Annotated in this window: 3 protein-coding genes; 2 read left to right on the top strand and 1 reads right to left on the bottom strand. The window is 69.7% G+C overall.

Annotated features, from left to right (window positions below):
- Positions 1-217: 217 nt before the first annotated feature.
- Positions 218-1,072 carry a sigma-70 family RNA polymerase sigma factor gene (locus DRV85_RS09485; protein WP_113289226.1) on the bottom strand — a complete coding sequence of 285 codons (855 nt, stop codon included), beginning with the start codon at positions 1,070-1,072 and terminating at the stop codon, positions 218-220.
- A gap of 92 nt (positions 1,073-1,164) precedes the next feature.
- Between DRV85_RS09485 and DRV85_RS09480 the strand changes: the two genes are divergently transcribed.
- Positions 1,165-1,767, top strand: coding sequence for a MarR family winged helix-turn-helix transcriptional regulator (locus DRV85_RS09480; RefSeq protein ID WP_113289227.1), 603 nt, complete (start codon positions 1,165-1,167; stop codon positions 1,765-1,767).
- Positions 1,764-2,041: P-loop NTPase (locus DRV85_RS09475; protein WP_233495458.1), on the top strand; the 278-nt coding region annotated here is incomplete at its 3' end. The genes DRV85_RS09480 and DRV85_RS09475, both read left to right, overlap by 4 nt.

Below are 2,041 nucleotides of genomic sequence, written 5' to 3'. Positions count from 1 at the left end.
AATGTCAAAGAGCGCGGAGACAACATCCGCCAGTGCGCCCTACATCTTGCGGCGCGCTGCCGGCTGCCTGCCTCCTGATCCCGCGGCGCCGATCGCCTCGTCCCCGCCGGTGAAGCGCTATCTACGGACTGGGCCGGCGAGTCGCAAGCCCTTTCTGTCATCGAAGCGACAAAAATCTCGCCGCTGACGCGACGGCGGGCGCGGGAGCCGGTCCGCTTCAGGACTGGAACGCCGCGGCCTCGGTCGAGAAGGCCTTGCGCAGCCGCTCCAGCCCCCGCTCGCGCAGCTGTCGGACGCGTTCGCGCGAGATGCCGTAGGTCTCGCCCAGCTCCGCGAGGGTCTTGGGCGGCTCCTGCACGAAGGAGGCGATGACGATCTCGCGCTCGCGCTCGGGCAGGCTCTGCATGTGCGAAGCCACACTCTTCCAGAAGGCGCGGCGGTCGAGGCTCTCGCCGACCCGCGTCTCCGTATCGGCGTCCGGGTCCTCAAGCAGCTCCTGGATCTCGCTGCCCTCCTCTCCCATGGCGGGGCGATTGAGGGAACCGTCGCGCGCCGCCAGGCGCTGGCGCATCGCGGCGACCTGCTGCTCGTCCACGCCGAGTTCGGCGGCGATGGCGGCGTCGAGTTCGACCTCGGCCACCTCGCCCGTCATCCGCAGCCGCGACTCGACCCGCCGCAGGTTGAAGAACAGCCGCCTCAGTGCCGGCGAGTTGCCGAGCCGGACCAGCGACCAGCTGCGCATCCTGTAGTCCTGGATCTCGGCGCGGATCCACCATGCGGCATAGGTGGAAAAGCGGAAGCCCTTGTCGGGATCGAATCGCTCGGCCGCCTTGAGCAGACCGATGTTGGCCTGCTGAATCACATCGTCGTCCGGCATGCGGCCAGGTCCGGCGGCGCGGCGCGCCGCCGCGAGCGCCAGCGCGCGATGCGCGGTCACGAGCCGGTTGCGCGCCGCGGTGTCCCCGCGCTCGCGCCAGGCACGCGCGAGTTCGAGTTCGGTTTCGGCGTCGAGGAACTCCGCAGGGCGCGCGAGCTTGCGGTCGGCGCGGGGCGGCGTGAAGGGCTTGTTCATCGTGGACCGGATCTCTGAACTAGTAGCGTATCAAAACTATCCCGCGTCACCCCGACCTTGTCAAGATGGTTTCGAAACGCTATCATTTCGGCATGAGTGACGATCTGCCCCCTGAAGAACTGGCGGAGTTCCTTGTCCACCTCGGCCGCGCGGCGCGGGGCGAGGACGGCGGCGCATCTCTGACGCCCGCACAATGGACTGCGCTGCGCTTCTTCGCGCGCGCCAATCGCGCGTCGCGCACGCCATCGGCCTTCGCGAGCTTTCACGCCACCACGCGCGGCACCGCGTCGCAGACGGTGAAATCGCTCGAGACGAAGGGTTATCTCGTACGCAGACGCTCGGACGAGGATCGCCGCAGCGTGCGCTTCGAACTGACCGAGGCCGGACAGCAGATGCTCGACCGCGACCCTCTGCGCCATCTGGCCGAGTCGATCGGCCGGCTTGGCGCCGAAGAGCGGAGGGCGCTCGGGCGTGCGCTCCCGGCGCTGGCCATCGATCTCGCGACGGCGCGGGGGGCCAACGCCTTCGGCACCTGCGGCGACTGTCGCCATTTCAGCGCCCGCGACGGCGGTGGCCACTGCGCCTGCGTCTCGGCAGAGCTTACGCCCGAGGAGATCGGCCAGCTCTGCGCCAGTTTCGCCGCAGGCGACGACCCCGCCCTGCGGCTGCCCGAGGAACAGAAGGAAACCCCGTGACCGACACGCCGCCGAACCTGACCCCGCAATCCTCCGGCGGGTCCGAAAGCCTGCCCGGAATCGGCCGCATCCTCGCCGTGGCGAGCGGCAAGGGCGGGGTGGGGAAATCCACCGTGACGACCAATCTCGCGCTGGCGCTCGCCGAGCGCGGGCTGTCGGTCGGCATCGTGGACGCCGACCTATACGGCCCCTCTATCCCCGGCATGCTGGGCGTGCCCACGAACGAGCCCCCCCGCATCGGCCCCGACGACAAGGTGATCCCGGCCGAGGCGCA

Source organism: Rhodosalinus halophilus (assembly GCF_003298775.1).
In the GTDB taxonomy this organism is placed as follows: domain Bacteria; phylum Pseudomonadota; class Alphaproteobacteria; order Rhodobacterales; family Rhodobacteraceae; genus Rhodosalinus; species Rhodosalinus halophilus.
The sequence above is the reverse complement of the archived record's forward strand: the minus strand, read 5'-3'. Positions and strand labels throughout refer to the sequence as shown.

Bases quoted from the DNA above. Each gene is read 5' to 3' on its own strand.
- DRV85_RS09485 (WP_113289226.1), bottom strand. From the start codon at position 1,072: ATGAACAAGCCCTTCACGCCGCCCCGCGCCGACCGCAAGCTCGCGCGC.
- DRV85_RS09480 (WP_113289227.1), top strand. From the start codon at position 1,165: ATGAGTGACGATCTGCCCCCTGAAGAACTGGCGGAGTTCCTTGTCCAC.